Here is a 14,284-nt window from a genome sequence, read left to right on the forward strand (position 1 = left end):
GTCAGGGCGGATAGACAGCCCTTTTGTTCGACGAGCATGAGTATGTAGCAGCAGAAGCCCTCGCGGCTGAGAAAAGTAATGCCCTGAACGGGACATGTCCTGATGCGAGCACCCGGCACAATGCGTTGACCAGGGAGCCCTGGCTACTGGGGGCGGGTTGACCAACTCGGCGGCGCGTCACGGGAGTTCGTCACCCCGCGCACCTCCGTGCGCCGGTGACTCGGCCTTGGTCTCCGCCGGGCGATGCGGGAGATTCATCCGGGCGGTCAATTCAGACGCTCGCGCATCTTTCATCCAGGAGGGGAACATGTCGCCCATTCGCACCTTCGCCGCCGCGGTCATCGTCGCTGGTGTCCTCGCGGGAGCCGGTACGGGCGCCGCGCTGGCCGCGCCCGCGGTCAGCCACTTCGACGACGGCAGCTTCGAGACGCCCCGGGTCGCCGCCAATACGTTCGTGAACCTGGGGACGGGACAGACCGTCGGCCCATGGACGGTCACCGGGGGGAACGTCGACCACATCGGGGCCGGGTTCTGGCAGGCCGCCGAGGGTGACCAGTCCGTCGACCTCAACGGCGGCAACGCGGGCACGGTGTCGCAGACCTTCACCACGGTGCCGGGGAAGCGGTACACGGTGACGTACTCCCTCGCCGGTAACCCCGCCGGGGGCCCGGCCCTGAAGACCGGAGAAGTCCTGATCGACGGCCAGAACTTCCAGAACTTCAGCTTCGACATCACCGGCAAGACGATGGCGAACATGGGCTATGTGACCCGCGAGGTGTCCTTCGTGGCGACCGGCGCCACCACGACCCTGGCATTCGCCAGCACCGTGTCCGGCGCCTATGGCCCGGTCATCGACGACGTCACGGTCCGCCACTGCGAACCGTGCCCCTCCTGCGACTGACAGCGAGACGCGAAAGCCCCGGCACGCCGTGCGTGCCGGGGCTTTCGTCATGCCGGAAGGATTTCTTCGTCAGGCCTTCGGCCGTGGGCGCACGACCGCCGTGCCCGCGTCCAGGTCCACGGTGCTGCCCGGCGGGGCGCCGGAGTCCGCGTCGTCGCGCAGGGCGAGCTGTCGGTCCTTCTGCTCCTGGACATGGCGCCGCGAGGGATGGAACACCTCGGCCAGCGCCTCGGTGCTCGCGGCACCGCCTCCACCGAACCTGCGCCGGTGCCAGATCACCCAGGAGAACAGCACGATCCACAGGGCACCGGCGGCGATGCCCACCGTCATCAGCATCTTCTCGCGCCTCCAGAAACACGACTGGGGTTTTTCGGACGTGCCGAAAAACCCCAGGTCTGTGGCGTAAAGCCAGGGTGCGCCGCCAGGGACTCGAACCCCGGACCCGCTGATTAAGAGTCAGCTGCTCTAACCAACTGAGCTAGCGGCGCCTGCTGACAACGGAATCTTACCGGACCTCGGAGCGTGGTCCGAACCGGCTGGACGGCCGGTTGCGATTGGTATGGACATGACCATCAGCCCTGGCTACGCTCCACTTGGTCTAGACCGCATCGCACGGCTCGCAGAAGCACCCCCACGCCTTCAGGAGCGAAGCATGCGCAAGAAGATCCGCGCCGCCGTGGTCGGCATCGGGCTCGCGGCGGTCACCGTCCTCGCGACCGGCGGCAGTGCCACCGGTCACGGCTACACCGACTCACCGATCAGCAGGCAGAAGCTGTGCGCCAACGGGACCGTCACCAACTGTGGCGAGATCCAGTACGAGCCGCAGAGCGTCGAAGGGCCCAAGGGCTTCCCGTCGGGCGGCCCCGCGGACGGGACGATCTGCGCGGGCGGCAACAGCCGGTTCGCCCCGCTCGACGATCCGCGCGGCGGGAAGTGGCCCGCGACCAAGCTGACCGCCGGGAAGAGCTACACCTTCAACTGGCGGTTCACGGCCTCCCACGCGACCACCGACTTCAAGTACTACATCACCAAGAACGGCTGGAACCCGAGCACCAAGGTCACCCGCGCGAGCCTCCAGTCCTTCCTGACGGTGCCGTACAACGGCCAGCGACCGCCGTCCACGCTCTCCCACTCGGGGACGATCCCCAGCGGGATGACCGGACGGCATGTGATCCTCGCCGTCTGGACCATCGCGGACACCGGGAACGCGTTCTACGCGTGCTCGGACGTCCAGTTCTGAGAGCAGTTCTGAGAGCATTTCTGAGACCAGAAGGGCCGCCCGGTCCGGGAGACCGGGCGGCCCTCGTCGGCTCACATCACGCGTCGAACGTGCCCGCCTTCGCGCCCCGCAGGAAGGCGGCGAGCGTCGCCGGGGTCGTGGTCAGGACCACGCCCGGGTCGTCGCTCTCCCGGATCAGGAGGCGCCCGCCGCTGGCGGCGATCTCCACGCACTGGCCCTCGCCCACGGAGTACGAGGACTTGCGCCAGCGCGGACGGTGCTGGTTCCCGGCGAACGGTGCAGAGGTACATGAGGTGTTCATGTGTGGGGCCCTCTTTCTCATACGAGATCTGCGATGAGGCCCTTCGTCGCATCCGGAGACAGCGCGCTGTCGGCGATGCGGCCGAAGGCGTCGACGAAAACGTTGACGTCGTCGACCCCTTCGACGTACGTGGGGCCGCGCAGGTTCTCCTGGGAGACCACATCCGGCATCGGACCCGGAAAGCCCACAAGTGTGAACGCGCCCGCGTCCCCCGGGTTGGGCGCCGAGTCGATCGGCATCACCTGGAGCGTCACCGTCGGCCACTCCGCCACGTCCAGCAGGCGGCGCAACTGCTCGGCCATGATGGCCGGGCGGTCGGTGAACCGGCGGCGCAGCGCCGTCTCGTGGATGACGGCCCACAGCCTCAGCGGGGTGTCCGCGCGGGTCAGGACGGCCTGGCGGGCGAGCCGCACCTCGGCGAGGGCGCTGACCTCGGACGCGCTGCGGGCCCTGGCGTTCGCGGCGATCGTCTCGCGCGCGTACTCGGAGGTCTGGAGCAGTCCGGGGATGACCAGCGGGGCGTAGTCGCGGACGGAGTCGGCGTCCGACTCCAGCGATATGTAGTCGGCGTAGGCGGGCGCGACGACCCCGCGGTACGTCTGCCACCAGCCGCGCTTGCCCGCGTCCTTGGCGAGCCCCTCCAGCGCGATCCGGATGTCCCGGTCGGTGACCTCGTAGGCCCGCAGCAGGATCTCGACCTCGGTGGTGCGGATGGTCGCGTTGGCGTTCTCGATGCGTGAGAGCTTGGGGGCGGTCCAGTGGCGGGCGCCAGGGGAGCCGTTCGCGGTCGCGTTGAGCGCTTCGGCGGCCGCGTCCAGGGTCATCCCCGCTTCGGTGCGCAGCCTCCGCAGAGTCGAACCCAGACGCCTGCGCCGTACGGTGGGCACTGGCTGGTAGGACATGGCGTCAGTCTGTCCTATCGCCGATCGGGGTCACCAGGCGGCATATGCCAGTTGTGAGCTAAAGGGTCGAAACATTGCGAGTGACACTCCCGATGAGCCAGGATCGCCCTGTGACACGGCGGTAGTGCGCTGCGCATGGGAGGGGCCCCGGACCATATGGCAGAGAACATCCCGCAGCGGTACGAGTTCCGCCTCCGCGTCCACCCGCAGAAACTCGCCGATGTGCGCCGCGCCGTCAGCGCGCGGCTGCGCCTGTGGGGACGCGAGGAACTGATCACGCCCGCGGCGATGTGCGTCACCGAGCTGCTGTCCAACGTCCACAAGCACGCGGCCTCGCCCGAGTGCGTACTGACGCTCGAAAACCGCCCGTACGGGATATGTGCCGCCGTCTTCGACTCCGAGACCTCGCTGCCGGTGGTCAAGGAGCCGGACTTCCTCTCGGAGTGCGGGCGCGGGATGTTCCTGCTCAGCAAGACGGCCCATGAGTGGGGTACGGATCTCCACGACGACGGCAAGACGGTCTGGTTCACGCTGCGTGCCGAATCGGTGGATCCCTGACCCTCCGCGCCACTAACGTTGTGTCACGGGGAGTTGACGGAACGGCAGGGGAGGGGCTCATGGATCCGGTGACGACGGGCGCGCTGGTCGCGGCGGTCAACGCGGCGGTGTCGGGCGCGGGCGGTGAGGCGGGGCGGCGGGCCCTGGAGTCGCTCGGCGCGCTGGCCCGCCGGGTGCGGCGGCGCGGCGGTGTCGATCCGGCGGGCGGCGCCGGTCCGGCGGGTGAGGCTGAGCCGGTCGCCATTCCGTACGACGACGAGGAGCGGCTGCGCGGGCTGGCCGATCTGCTGGTCGAGCGGTCCCGGCAGGACCCGGAGTTCGGGCGCGACCTGGCCGCCTGGCTACGGGAGTTCGGCGAGCCCGCTCCGGAGGAGCGGGGCGCGGTGTACAACTCCTTCTCCGGGACCGTCTCCGGGGGCATGGTCATCCAGGGGCGCGACTTCCACGGGGGGATAAGCCAGGGCCCGCGGTGACCCATGTCCTGTTCGGGGCGTGGCAGCAACCGGACAGCTCCCCTTGCGATTCGTGGCGGAGCGTTGTCGCATAGCGACTGATCGTGTCCGGATGGCGATCTCCTGTGCTGATGGTTCGTAATTTGCTGACAACGCGCCCCGCCTGGCGGCCAGTCGAGCGCCGTCTCGTGCTCTGACGCGCCGGACTTGGTCGATTCTTTACCTCACGCCCCGCGTTGACGTCGTCGCTGTGCGCGAATTACTGTCATCAGTGATTTCGCACCATGCTGCCTCCGCGTAATGAGCACGTCGAGGCACGGAAATTCCAAGAACCAGGCCGGTATTTGCAAAACTAGGTAACTGTCGCCCTGCAGGGGAAGTCATGGTTGGTCTTGTGACGAGGTCCGAGCCTTCTCCTGAGCATGACGCGGACCCCTCACCGCCCGCCATGACCGGCGACTACGTCGAGCGTGCCCTGCTGGCCGCCCGCGATCTGATCGAATCCACCGTCACCCGGCACCAGCGGGAGCTGGCCCAGGACTCCTGGGCGGGGAAGGCTCTCGGGCAGGTGCCGCTCGCCGAGGTCGTCGACACGCTCGTGGACGGGGCCGAACGGACCGTGAGCGTCGTCCTGTCGGGCGGCGAGGAGCAGTCGGAGGTGGTCTGCGCCGCGCTGGCCCGGCCGGCCCGGGGCGGTCGGGGGCACCGCGCGGTGCGGCTGCTGTGTCTGCCGCGGGCGCTGGAGGCGGCCCGGGTGCGGGCGCTGGCGCGCACCGATCCGCGCTGCGAGGTCCGCGTCTGCGAGGGGGAGTTACCGGAGGCGCTGTTCGTCGACGGCCAGATCGTCTACGTACGGAACGAACCGCCGGACCCGGCGCGGGGCGGCGGGCGGCAGGCGTCGCTCGTCGAGGATCCCGCCGCGGTGCAGGCGCTGGAGCTGATGTTCGCGGGGACCTGGGGGAACGCCGTGGCGCTCGAGGAGTACCCGCGGCTCGGCGGGCGGCTGTGCCCCGCCGACGCGCGGCGCATTCTGGAATGCCTGCGCACGGGCCACACCGATGAGGTGGCGGCGCGCGACATGCAGGTGTCCCTGCGGACCTACCGCCGGTATGTCGCGGAGATCATGCGGGAGCTGGGGGCCGGGTCCCGCTTCCAGGCGGGGGTGCGGGCGGTGGAGCTGGGGCTGCTGCCGGACCACTGACCCGCCGTCGCCCACCACCCACGACCCACCACCCACGACCCACCACCCACGATCCATGAGCCATGGCACTCCGACCTTGACCACGTCGCGAGGCAGGGATAACGACATGAAGGAGCCCGGTGATCCGGGGGATGTTCTGGACCGGACGTTGCGGGAGGTGCGGGCCCTCATCGAGGCCACCGTCGTCGAACACCGGGCCCGCAGAACGAGGAAGGGGCAGTTCACCCAGGTCGGAATGGCGGACGGGGCATTCCTGGCCGCCGCCGAACAGGTGATCACCAACGCCCGGGGGCGGGTGGACGCCGTGTTTCCGGAAGCGCCCGGCCGGATGGCGGCGGCGCACGCGGCGCTCACCGCCCTGCTGCTGAACCTGGACGACGACGCGGTGGGGGTGCGGGTGCTGCGCGGCCGGGCCGGATCCGGCGGAGGCCCGGGCGGCGGCGCGGGTTCCGGCTCGGGCGGCGGTGCTCCGGCGGGGCCCGCGCCCGTACCCGCGCCCATCCCGGGGCCCGCGCCCGGCCCCGAGGAGCGGGGGGAGGGAGGGGCGGCGGACCAGCGGCCCGCGCCCGCCCCTCGCCCCGCGCAGGTCCGGATCGCCCCGGTGCCCCTGCCCACGGCCGTGATCGCCGACGGCCGGACCGCGCTGGTGTGCACGGAGTCGGCGAACGGGCGGCACACCTCGGTCATCGAGGACCAGGTGGTCGTCGGCTCGCTGTACGGCATGTTCCGCTCCATCTGGGCGGGTGCCACCCCCGCCCCGCGCCCGCTCGACTTCGGCAACCGCGCCCGTACGGAGATGGTGCGGCGGGTGCTGGCCCGGCTGCGGGACGGGGTCACGGACGAGGCGGCCGCCCGCGATCTGGCGATTTCCGTGCGTACGTACCGTCGCTATGTCACCGGGATCCTGGAGCTGCTGGACGCCAACTCACGCTTCCAGGCCGGGGCGCGCGCCTCCGAGCTGGGCATTCTCGGGGAACGCTGAGGAGGGGGTGGGAAGTCCGGCATCGGAATTGTTTCGTCTTCCCACCGACATTGTGAACCGGTGTGCGCTGGGGATAGGTTGCACGCTGGGCGTGCCGCGATCTGGCAACCGCCGGTAATACAAGGGGATTTGGGGATGGGTGAGGGGTACGGGAACGGCACGGCGGTCGCGCGCGGTGAGCCGGATGCGGTGACGCTGCGGCGAGAGCCGGATTTCCCCCGGCCGGGGCGGGTACGAAAGACCCGCGAGAACAGCGGCGGGGGTGGCGGACACCGCACGGGAACCCTGTTCCGGGGAGTGCTTCCGCCCCTCGTATTCGGGCTGACGCTGCTTCTCGTCTGGGACATCGTGACCCGTACCGGAGCGGTGGCGGAGTTCTATCTTCCGGGGCCGGTCGACTTGGCCCGGCATTTCGTCGACGCGTTACTGCACGATTCACTCGTCGACTACACGTGGGAAACCGTGCGGGAAGCGATGGCCGGAAGCGGTATGGGAATCGGAGTGGCGCTGCCACTCGGCTATCTCATCGCCCGCAGCGACCTGGCGGCCGCCGCGCTCCAGCCGTATATCGCCGCGTCGCAGGCCGTGCCCGCGGTGGCGCTGGCCCCGCTGCTCGCGCTGTGGCTCGGCTACGGGCTGCTGCCGATCGCGGTGCTGTGCGCGCTGCTCGTCTTCTTCCCCATCCTCGTCAACACCGTGCTGGGGCTGCGCGCCCTGGACCCCGAGGTGCTGGGCGCCGCGCGGGTGGACGGCGTGGGGTGGTGGGGGATGCTCTGGTACATCGAGCTTCCGCTCGCCCTGCCCAGCATCCTCGCCGGGGTGCGCAACGGGCTCACGCTCTCCATCACCGGCGCGGTGGTCGGGGAGTTCGCCATGGGCGGCGAGGGGCTGGGGCAGCTGCTGTCGGTGCAGCGCCAGGCGGCCGACACCATCGGCCTGTTCTCGACACTCGTCATGCTCACCCTGCTCGCCGCCGGACTGTACGGCGTGGTCCGGTTGGTCGAGCGGCTCGCCCAGCGTGACTGACCAGCACTGTTCGATTCACGAGTCGATTCGCGAGGAGAAGTACGTGCGTTCTGTGCAGACGTCCATGAGGGCCGCCCTCAGACAGCGGGTTCTGGGGGCGGCTCTCGTGTCGGTGGTGGCCGCGGCCACGCTGACCTCATGCGCCGAGGAGCCGAAGGACGCGGAGGGCAAGGGCGGCAAGAGCATCACCGTGGGGCTGACCTACACCCCGAACATCCAGTTCTCGCCCTTCTATGTGGCCGCCGAGAAGGGCTACTACAAGGACGCTGGGCTCAAGGTGACGCTGCGTCATCATGGCGCCGGCGAAGACCTCTTCGGGGCCCTGAAGTCCGGCAAGGAAGAGGTCGTCTACGCGGGCGGCGACGAGATGCTCCAGGCGCGCGCCTCCAGCGATCTGCCGGTCGTGGACATCGCGACGTTCTACCAGAAATACCCCGTGGGCCTGATCGTGCCCAAGGACTCGGCCATCAGGAAACCGGCCGATCTCAAGGGCCGTAAGATCGGCACTCCCGGCCCCTTCGGCGAGACCTATTTCGGTCTGCTCGCCCTTCTCAAGGAGGGCGGACTTTCCCCGAAGCAGGCCAAGATCCAGAACATTGGATTCACCCAGCAGGCGGCCCTGACCGGAAACAAGGTCGAGGGTGTCATGGGCTATCTGAACAATGACGCCATCTCCTTCGAGGAGGCCGGTAAGGAGGTCCGGGCGATTACGCTCGACTCCGGGGACAAGGGCGATCCGCTGGTCGGGGTCGGTCTGGGCGTCAAGAAAGACGTGCTGGACAAGCGCGGCGACGACATGAAGAAGTTCGTCGCCGCGTCGCTGCGCGGGCTGCGCTACGCGATGGACAACCCGGACGACACCATCAAGCTCAGCGAGAAATACGTGCCCGGACTGCGCGGCGAAAAGCAGAAGAAGAACGCGATGGCGGTCCTCAAGGCCACGGTGCCGATGATGAAGACCGACCAGGGCGAGGTCGGCGTCAACGACCCGCAGACCTGGGCCCGGATGGCCGATTTCATGTACGACCAGGGGCTGCTGGAGAAGACGGTCACCCCTGAGGACGCGTACGACAACGGCTATCTGCCGAAGTCCTAGTACCTGGCGCTCGTGGTGGCCGCCGCGCGCCGGTGCAGCGCGGCGGCCACCACGAACGCGCCCCCGGCACCGGCCGCGAGCGCGGTCCAGCTGCCCGTCGCCGACAGGTGGGCGACCACGAACAGCCCGAGCGGCGGCCCGCTCGCCGTGCCCAGGTTCCAGGCCAGCGAGGCGAGCGCGCTCGCCCGCCCCACGGCCGCCTCGCCGGACCAGCGCAGCAGCAGCGGGTAGAAGGCCGAGGAGTACGTCAGCTCGCCCGCCGCGAAGACCACCGCGAAGGCCAGCAGCAGCCCGTAACGGAGGGCGGGCGCCGCCCCGTCCCCGGCCAGCGCCGCCCCGAGCCCGCAGCCGAACGCCGCCACCCACAGCACCGGCCCCGCGGCCAGGCTCACGGTCTCCGGCAGCCGCTCCAGCCAGCGGCTCAGCAGCGGCTGGAGCGCGACCAGGGCGAAGGAGTTGGCCGCCACGACGGTGCTCACCCAGCCCAGGGTGACGGCCATGTCGTCATGCAGGAGCAGCGGGACCGTGGCCTCGATCTGGGTGAAGCCGACAATGGCGAAGAGGGCCTGGGCGAGGATGAGCAGCGCCATGGGGCGGGCGCGCAGCAGGTCGCGGTAGGTGGCGTTGTCGGCCGGTGCGTCCGTCGTCGCGTCGGCTGGTCGCGCGGGCTGCCCGGTGCGCGGACGTACGGACCAGATCGCCGCGACGAGGGGCAGTGCGGCCAGGGCATTGGCCAGGTACAGCCAGCGGAGGGTGCCGGTGGGGGTGTGCGCGCCCCGCAGCGCGAGCCCGGCGGCCACCGAACCCACCCCGATGCCCACGTTGTTGACGATGTGCCGGACGGAGAACGCGGTCCGGCGGCCGCTCTCCGGTACGGCCGCGTCCACGACGCCCACGATCGACGCGTAGAACAGTCCGAATCCCACGCCCACGCACGCCCCCGAGGCGAGCACCAGGGGGGTGGTGTCGGCCGGGGCCAGCATCCCGTACCCGGCGGCCAGCGCCGCCCCGCCCAGCACCCCCACCCGGTGCGGCCCGCGCCGGTCGGCCAGCGGGCCGCCGACGAGGGCCGCGGCGAAGCTGGCCGCGGCCATGGCGATGAAGTACCCGCCCGCGGCGCGGGCGCCGAGGCCGAGCAGCTCGCTGACGTAGATCGCGGTGAACGGGAAGCACAGGCCGTTGCCGAGGGTGGAGACCAGCAGGGCACCCATGAGCAGGGCGAAGCGGTGCCCCAGGGGATCCCGTTTCGGTTCCCGTTTCATGGGGTGAGCGCGGCGCGCAGGGAGAGCAGCTTCTCGACCGCCCCCAAGTCGTACGGGGCGGGCAGCGACACGATCAGGTGCACCGCCCCGGCCTCCGCGAACCCCTCCGTCAGCGGCAGCTGGTCCGGGTTGACCATGACGGTGCGGGCCACCTGCCCGGGGTCGCGGCCGACCCGCTCGCACCACTCGTCCAGGGCCCGGTTCAGCTCCCGGAACTCGGCGACCGGGTCGGTCGCGGCCCAGCCGTACCAGTTCCACCAGTCCGCTTCGCGGGCCACCAGCTCCAGGGTGCGCAGCCGCCCGGCGCCCCCGATGAGCAGCGGAAGCGGGCCCGCGGGGCCGGGGTTGAGCTGGGCCAGCCGCGCCTTGACGGCCGTGATGGAGGCGGCGAACGCGTCCATGCGCCCGGCCGGGCCGGGGAACGGTATGCCGTACGCGGTGTGCTCCGCCTCGAACCACCCCGCGCCAAGACCCAGCACCAGCCGCCCGCCGCTGAGCTGGTCCACGGTGCGGGCCATGTCGGCGAGCAGATGCGGATTGCGGAAGGCGGTGCAGGTGACGAGGGGGCCGATGGTGGCGTGCCGGGTCTCGACCGCCATCGCGGACAGCAGCGACCAGCACTCGTAGTGGGTGCCGTCCGGGTCGCCGGTGTGCGGGAGGAAGTGGTCCCAGGTCCAGAGCGAGTCGACGCCGAGGGCGTCGGCCTGGCGCCAGGCGGTGCGGAGTTCCTGGATGCCGGTGTGCTGGGGGTGGAGCTGTACGCCGATGCGCACGGTGGTCCTTTCGATCGCTGGTTTTTCCCCACCCCGCCCCTTCCCGAACCAGGTGCTGCGCCCCTGGACCCCACCCCCGCGGGCCACGCCCGCACGCCCGGTGAGCGGCGGGCGGGGCGCTGCCCCGGGCCCGCGCGGCGGGCGGGGCGTGCCCCGGTTCGCCGGACGGGCCCGGCCGACCGCTTCTCGGGGGCGGGGCCGCGCGCCCCCGCTGCCGTGACGCGGGCCGCGTGCTCGGTGCTGCGGAGGTGGGTTCCCGGTCCTGGTGTTGCGGGGTGGGGGTGCGTACTCGTTGTAGGGCGGCGGGGTTGTGGGCCCGGGAGCCGCCTGGTGGGGTGCTGGTTCTGGGGCTCGGGCTGCGGGCTGCTGGTTTGCTGGGGGCGGGGCGCGCCCTTCCGGGGCGGTGTCGCGGGCTCGTTGTCGGGTGGTGGGGTGGGGCCTGTCCCTGGTCCCTGGGCTGCTTGCTGTTGGTGGGGGCCGGGGTGTGCGCCTCGTTCGCCGGGGCGGGTGGGTCCTCCGAGGCGGCGCCGCGTTCCCGGCGGCGGGTGGCGGGCTGGGTCCGGTGGTGCGGGGCTGCCGGGGGCTGCGGGGCGCGTCCGTCTCGTACGGGCTGCCGGGGCCCCGGGCCAGGCCGCGGGGCTACGGGGTGACGACTACGCGGTAGACCGGGGTCTCGGCCGCCTGCTTCAGGGCCTTCTCCACCTCGTCCAGGCCGTACCGCGCCGTCACCAGGTCTGCCAGGCGGGGGGCCAGGGAGCCGCCCCGGAGGAGTTCGGCCGCCGTGCGCCAGTCGTCCGGCTCGTGGCTGAAGGAGCCCGTCACGGTCAGTTGGCGGCGGTGGACCTCGTAGCCCGGGAGGGCGGCCGGGGGGCCGTCCGGGGCGCCGCCGAAGAGGACGATCGTGCCGCCGTCCGCCACGGCGGCCAGCGCGGCGGCGACGCACTCGGCGCTGGCGATGGTGACGAACACGACGTCAGCGGAGGGTAGTTGGGCGACGTCCTCCGGGCGTACGGCCGTGTCGGCGCCCGCCGCCGCCACCGCCGCGCGGCGCTCCTCGTCGCGTTCCACCACCGCGACCCCGCGCGCGCCCAGCTCGCGTGCGACGGCCAGGTGCAGATGGCCCATGTACCCGGCGCCGATGACCGTCACCCGGTCACCGGCGCGGAAGCCGCCGCGGCGCAGGGAGTGGACGACGCAGGCGAGGGGTTCGCCCATGGCGGCGACCGCCGGGTCGGTGTCGCCGACCGACCAGACGCGGGAGGCGGGGAGCACGATGTGGTCGGCGAGTCCGGCGCCCATGGCGATCGCGCCGTCCGCCTCGCGGACCCGGCCCTGGAGGGCGACGCAGATGGCGGACTGGCCCCGGCGGCAGGCGCGGCAGGCGCCGCAGCGGGGGAGGCCGTCGAGGGTGACGAGGGAGCCGACGGCGGGCATGTCCTCCAGGTCGGCGGCGGTGGCGCCGACGCGTTCGACCCACCCGGAGATCTCGTGTCCGGCGGCGGCCGGGTAGACGGCCATGCGCCCGGCGTACAGGTTGGCCTCCATGGTGCAGATGCCGCATGCCGCGATGCGCACCAGGACCTCCGAGTCCTCGACGTCGGGCACGGGTATCCGTCGTAACTCGACCTCGCCTGCCGCGGTGATGACCGCTGTACGCATGGGAACAGCCTTCCGGAATACGGACGTTGTGCCGGGAGGCTATGCCCGTGCCCCGGGGGAGGCAAGGAAAGGATCACGCGGGGTGATCAGCTGGCGCCCTCGGCGTGCGACGCCCGGCGGAAGGTCCACCAGATGATGGCCGCTCCCGCCACCGCGGCGATCGCGCCGACCACGGCGGCGACGTGCATGGCGTGGACGAAGCCCTGGTCGGCGAAGTCGGACAGCCGCGGCATCCGCAGCCGGTCGGCGATCAGGCGGGTGGCCTCGGGGGACTCCTCGGCGGCACCGGCGGCGCCCGGCGGCAGATCGCCCAGCTTGGGGGAGATCTCGCCGCGGTAGACACCGGCCAGGATGGAGCCGAGGACCGCGACCCCGAGGACGCCGCCGATCTGCCGCATCGCGTTGTTGACGGCGGACCCGGCGCCGGTGCGGTCGGCGGGCAGGACGGCCATGATGGCCTCGGTGGTGGGGGCCACGGCGGCGCCCATGCCGAGCCCCTGGAGGATCAGGAAGACCCAGAACAGCCCCAGCCCGCTGTGCTCGTCGAGGAAGACGTACGCGAAGAAGCCGGTCGTGGCGATGAGCATGGCGACGGTGACGACGCGCCGCACCCCGTACGCCCGCACCAGCTTCGCCGAGAGCGGCGCGCCCAGCAGCACGCCGAGGGCGACGGGGGCGATGGACAGCCCGCACTCCAGCGGGGTCTGCCCGTGGACGCCCTGGAGATAGAAGCTGGTGTAGTACATCGAGCCGTTGAGGCCGAAGAAGGTCAGCATCACGGCCACGCTGGCGCCGGTGAACCGGCTGTTGCGGAAGAGCCGGACGTCGAAGCTGGGGTTTTCGACGCGCAGTTCGACGAGGACGAACACCAGGACGAGGACCGCGCCGACGGCGAACGCGCCCAGAATGGCCGGATCGTTCCAGTCGTTGCGGTGGCCGCCCTCGATGACGGCCCAGACGATGGCGAAGAGGCCGACGGTGGAGAGCACCACGCCCAGCGGGTCGAACTTCTGCCGCACCTTGGCGGCCGCCCCGGGCAGGAACAGCAGCGAACCGGCCACGCACAGCACCACGATCGGCACGTTGACGAGGAAGACCGACCCCCACCAGAAGTGGTCGAGCAGCGCCCCGCTGAGCATCGGCCCGGTGGCGATCGCGATGCCGCTGGAGCCGGACCAGATGGCGATGGCCGTCGCGCGGTGCCGTTCGTCGAAGACCTGGGCGATCAGCGCGAGCGTCGCGGGCATGATCAGGGCGCTGCCGACGCCCATCACCCCGCGGGCGACGATGAGTTCGGTCGCCGAGCCCGCGTACCCGGCCCACGCCGAGGCGCCACCGAACACGAGCATGCCGGTGAGCAGCAGGTTGCGGTGGCCGTAGCGGTCGGCGAGCACTCCGCCGGTGAACAGCAGCACCGCGAAGACCAGCGTGTAGGAGCTGATGCTCCACTGGAGCTGGTTGGGGCTGGCGCCGAGCCCCTCGTCCGGGTCGGCCAGTGTCTTGAGCGCGACGTTGAGGACGGTGTTGTCGAGCCACACCGCGAGTTGGGAGAAGACCAGCACCGCGAGAGCGAGCCATTGGCGGCCGGTGGGCGACTGCGAAGCGCCTGCCGGTGCCGGGTCGGTGATCGCGGTGTTCTGTGCGGCCATGGGGGCGGCGCCTTTCGGGGACCACGTGAGGGTGGGGGGTCCGCGCTCGTACGGCAAGGGACGGCTTGCTGGCTCAAGGCTTGCTGGCTCAAGAGGAAGTTACCAATCTGCTGAGCCGGGGCGCAGCCCCTTCACCCCGCCCACGGCTCTTCCCACACGGGAGAGCGAAGGTATTTACCCGGCTGACGACCCGTTGAGTCATGATGTTCCTTGCCGTTTCGGCAGATGGCTCGTTACTGTGCCTCGACTGGGGAACGGGGGGTGTCCTTTGAGCCATTTTGG

15 protein-coding genes and 1 tRNA gene are annotated in these 14,284 nt (G+C 71.1%); 8 read left to right on the forward strand and 8 right to left on the reverse strand.

The genetic code is table 11. The features are described 5' to 3' along the window. The first annotated feature begins 307 nt into the window (after positions 1–307). Positions 308–901 carry a choice-of-anchor C family protein gene (locus ACZ6CL_RS25685; RefSeq protein WP_468939234.1) on the forward strand — a complete coding sequence of 198 codons (594 nt, stop codon included), beginning with the start codon at positions 308–310 and terminating at the stop codon, positions 899–901. 69 nt (positions 902–970) lie between these two features. Here ACZ6CL_RS25685 and ACZ6CL_RS25690 read toward each other — a convergent pair whose 3' ends face one another. Next, positions 971–1,231: a DUF6191 domain-containing protein gene (locus ACZ6CL_RS25690; RefSeq protein WP_468939236.1), complete on the reverse strand. Its 261-nt coding sequence runs from the start codon at positions 1,229–1,231 to the stop codon at positions 971–973. 84 nt (positions 1,232–1,315) lie between these two features. Beyond that, positions 1,316–1,389, reverse strand: a tRNA-Lys gene (locus tag ACZ6CL_RS25695). A 164-nt stretch (positions 1,390–1,553) separates the two neighbouring features. On the opposite strand from ACZ6CL_RS25695, the gene ACZ6CL_RS25700 reads away from it, so the two are divergent. Further along, complete coding sequence (locus ACZ6CL_RS25700) at positions 1,554–2,141, forward strand: lytic polysaccharide monooxygenase auxiliary activity family 9 protein (RefSeq protein ID WP_468939239.1); 588 nt, start codon at positions 1,554–1,556, stop codon at positions 2,139–2,141. A gap of 76 nt (positions 2,142–2,217) precedes the next feature. On the opposite strand, the gene ACZ6CL_RS25705 is transcribed toward ACZ6CL_RS25700, so the two are convergent. Together ACZ6CL_RS25705 and ACZ6CL_RS25710 are read right to left on the reverse strand one after the other, a co-directional pair. Next, a complete protein-coding gene (locus ACZ6CL_RS25705) occupies positions 2,218–2,442 on the reverse strand; it encodes a DUF397 domain-containing protein (protein ID WP_468939242.1) in 225 nt (74 codons plus the stop codon). A gap of 17 nt (positions 2,443–2,459) precedes the next feature. Next, positions 2,460–3,344, reverse strand: coding sequence for a helix-turn-helix domain-containing protein (locus tag ACZ6CL_RS25710; RefSeq protein ID WP_468939244.1), 885 nt, complete (start codon positions 3,342–3,344; stop codon positions 2,460–2,462). Between the two features lie 156 nt (positions 3,345–3,500). Here ACZ6CL_RS25710 and ACZ6CL_RS25715 point away from each other — a divergent pair, with 156 nt between their 5' ends. The 6 genes from ACZ6CL_RS25715 to ACZ6CL_RS25740 all read left to right on the forward strand — a co-directional run bounded on the left by ACZ6CL_RS25715 (position 3,501) and on the right by ACZ6CL_RS25740 (position 8,659). Continuing rightward, the gene (locus tag ACZ6CL_RS25715) at positions 3,501–3,902 is read left to right on the forward strand and encodes an ATP-binding protein (RefSeq protein ID WP_468939245.1); all 402 of its coding nucleotides are present in this window, start codon (positions 3,501–3,503) and stop codon (positions 3,900–3,902) included. A 59-nt stretch (positions 3,903–3,961) separates the two neighbouring features. Further along, complete coding sequence (locus ACZ6CL_RS25720; protein ID WP_468939248.1) at positions 3,962–4,375, forward strand: hypothetical protein; 414 nt, start codon at positions 3,962–3,964, stop codon at positions 4,373–4,375. Positions 4,376–4,748: 373 nt separating this feature from the next. Further along, positions 4,749–5,555: a helix-turn-helix transcriptional regulator gene (locus tag ACZ6CL_RS25725; protein ID WP_468939251.1), complete on the forward strand. Its 807-nt coding sequence runs from the start codon at positions 4,749–4,751 to the stop codon at positions 5,553–5,555. 106 nt (positions 5,556–5,661) lie between these two features. After that, entirely contained in the window at positions 5,662–6,537 is an 876-nt protein-coding gene (locus tag ACZ6CL_RS25730; RefSeq protein ID WP_468939252.1) for a helix-turn-helix transcriptional regulator, read from the forward strand. A gap of 462 nt (positions 6,538–6,999) precedes the next feature. Then, complete coding sequence (locus tag ACZ6CL_RS25735) at positions 7,000–7,563, forward strand: ABC transporter permease (protein ID WP_468939330.1); 564 nt, start codon at positions 7,000–7,002, stop codon at positions 7,561–7,563. A 43-nt stretch (positions 7,564–7,606) separates the two neighbouring features. Continuing rightward, on the forward strand, positions 7,607–8,659 hold the full coding sequence (locus ACZ6CL_RS25740; RefSeq protein ID WP_468939255.1) for an ABC transporter substrate-binding protein: 1,053 nt from the start codon (positions 7,607–7,609) through the stop codon (positions 8,657–8,659). On the opposite strand, the gene ACZ6CL_RS25745 is transcribed toward ACZ6CL_RS25740, so the two are convergent. The 4 genes from ACZ6CL_RS25745 to ACZ6CL_RS25760 form a co-directional block, all read right to left on the reverse strand. After that, positions 8,656–9,921 carry an MFS transporter gene (locus ACZ6CL_RS25745; protein ID WP_468939257.1) on the reverse strand — a complete coding sequence of 422 codons (1,266 nt, stop codon included), beginning with the start codon at positions 9,919–9,921 and terminating at the stop codon, positions 8,656–8,658. The genes ACZ6CL_RS25740 and ACZ6CL_RS25745 overlap by 4 nt on opposite strands. Further along, on the reverse strand, positions 9,918–10,694 hold the full coding sequence (locus tag ACZ6CL_RS25750; RefSeq protein WP_468939259.1) for an LLM class F420-dependent oxidoreductase: 777 nt from the start codon (positions 10,692–10,694) through the stop codon (positions 9,918–9,920). Before ACZ6CL_RS25750 ends, ACZ6CL_RS25745 begins: the two co-directional genes overlap by 4 nt. 639 nt (positions 10,695–11,333) lie before the next feature. Then, positions 11,334–12,353, reverse strand: a complete 1,020-nt coding sequence (locus ACZ6CL_RS25755; protein WP_468939262.1) for a zinc-dependent alcohol dehydrogenase — start codon at positions 12,351–12,353, stop codon at positions 11,334–11,336. Positions 12,354–12,439: 86 nt separating this feature from the next. Next, positions 12,440–14,002 carry an MFS transporter gene (locus tag ACZ6CL_RS25760; protein WP_468939265.1) on the reverse strand — a complete coding sequence of 521 codons (1,563 nt, stop codon included), beginning with the start codon at positions 14,000–14,002 and terminating at the stop codon, positions 12,440–12,442. Positions 14,003–14,284 lie beyond the last annotated feature (282 nt).

The organism is Streptomyces sp. NPDC041200, assembly GCF_055591805.1.